This window comes from Streptomyces fuscichromogenes, from assembly GCF_014645815.1.
Lineage (GTDB): Bacteria > Actinomycetota > Actinomycetes > Streptomycetales > Streptomycetaceae > Streptomyces > Streptomyces fuscichromogenes.
Map to the genome: position 1 here is coordinate 1 of NZ_BMML01000107.1, position 1292 is coordinate 1292.

The 1292-nt window shown below is 71.4% G+C and carries 3 protein-coding genes; all 3 read left to right on the forward strand.

The genetic code is table 11. The annotated features are described in order from the left end of the window. The coding region (locus IEZ11_RS50380) for an SAP domain-containing protein (RefSeq protein WP_229714013.1) at nucleotides 1-370 on the forward strand (370 nt) is incomplete at its 5' end. Beyond that, nucleotides 370-942: a head-tail connector protein gene (locus IEZ11_RS50385; protein WP_189269852.1), complete on the forward strand. Its 573-nt coding sequence runs from the start codon at nucleotides 370-372 to the stop codon at nucleotides 940-942. The genes IEZ11_RS50380 and IEZ11_RS50385, both read left to right, overlap by 1 nt. After that, nucleotides 939-1280 (forward strand): phage head closure protein, encoded by a 342-nt coding sequence (locus IEZ11_RS50390; RefSeq protein ID WP_229714014.1) that lies wholly within the window; start codon nucleotides 939-941, stop codon nucleotides 1278-1280. Before IEZ11_RS50385 ends, IEZ11_RS50390 begins: the two co-directional genes overlap by 4 nt. The last annotated feature ends 12 nt before the right edge of the window (nucleotides 1281-1292 follow it).

Here is a 1292-nt window from a genome sequence, read left to right on the forward strand (position 1 = left end):
CGCAAGCTCCCCTCCTGAAAGGCCCGCCATGCGGATCACGATGAAGACGCTGTCCGCTCACCCGGACGGCACCCTGGAGATCGGCAAGACCTACGAAGTACCCGGCCAGTGCGGCGAGGAACGCGCGGCCGAGCTCCTCGACGGCGGGTACGCGGTCCTCGCCGAGGAGGACCTGTCCGCCGACGACCCGGGCCCGGCCGAGGCCGCGGACCCGGAGGCGGACAAGCCGCTGGAGAAGCGGACCGTGGACCAGCTCAAGGCGTACGCGGCCGAGCACGGCATCGACCTCGGCGACGCCGGCAAGAAGGCCGAGATCCTCGACCGGATCACGACCGAGCTGGCGCGGCGTGAGGCGGAGAGCGGCGACTGATGGCGTACGCCACGGCCGAACAGTTCCGCCTGTTCATCCGGCACAGCGAGCCGTTCACCGACGAGGAGACCGCACAGGCCGAGTTCCTCCTGGACCTGGCCGGCGCCTGTATCGAGGAGGAGACCGGCCAGCCCCTGGAGGAGTCCACCGACACCGTGATCCTGGACGGCAACGGCGCCCGCAAGCTGGTGCTGCCCAAGTGGCCGGTGACCGCGGTCTCCTCGGTCACGGTGCTCCACGACCTGGACGACGACGAGGTCCTCACCTTCGGGGCCGATCACGACTACACGTGGTCGGCATCCGGCACGCTCACCCGCCGGTGCGCCTGCTGGCCCAAGGGCGAGCGGAACATCGAGGCCGTCGTCACCGCCGGCCTCGCCACCCTCCCCATGTCACTGACGCGCGTGGCACTGCGGCTGTGCGTGGGCCCGTGGAGCAACCCGAACAACCTCGCCTCCGAGTCCCTCGGCGACCTGTCCCGCTCCTACAACACGGCCACCGACCTCGGGATGGAACTGTCCAGCTCCGACCGGAAGCTGGTGGCCGTCTACACCGCGAGGACCCAAGGGTGAGCGGCCCCATCGACCACCTGCTCAACCGCACCCTGGAAGTGTGGCGGCCTGCCCCCGGCCCCGGGGACGGCCTCGGCGGCCGCCGCACCACCTACGTCAACACCGGCCGCACCGTCCGCGCGAAGGTCGACCAGCCCTCCGACAGCGACCGGATGCTGGCGCAGCAGGCGAGCAGCGAGCACACCCACACCGTCTACCTGCTGCCGACCGCAGACGTCACCCGCGGCGACCAGCTGCGCGGCGACGGACAGACCCTGCGCGTCACCGCCACCGTGACCCCCTCGTCCCCCGTCTACCTCAAGGCCCCGTGCACGCTCGTCCAGAGCGAGCCCGGCTGACCCCGGGAGCCC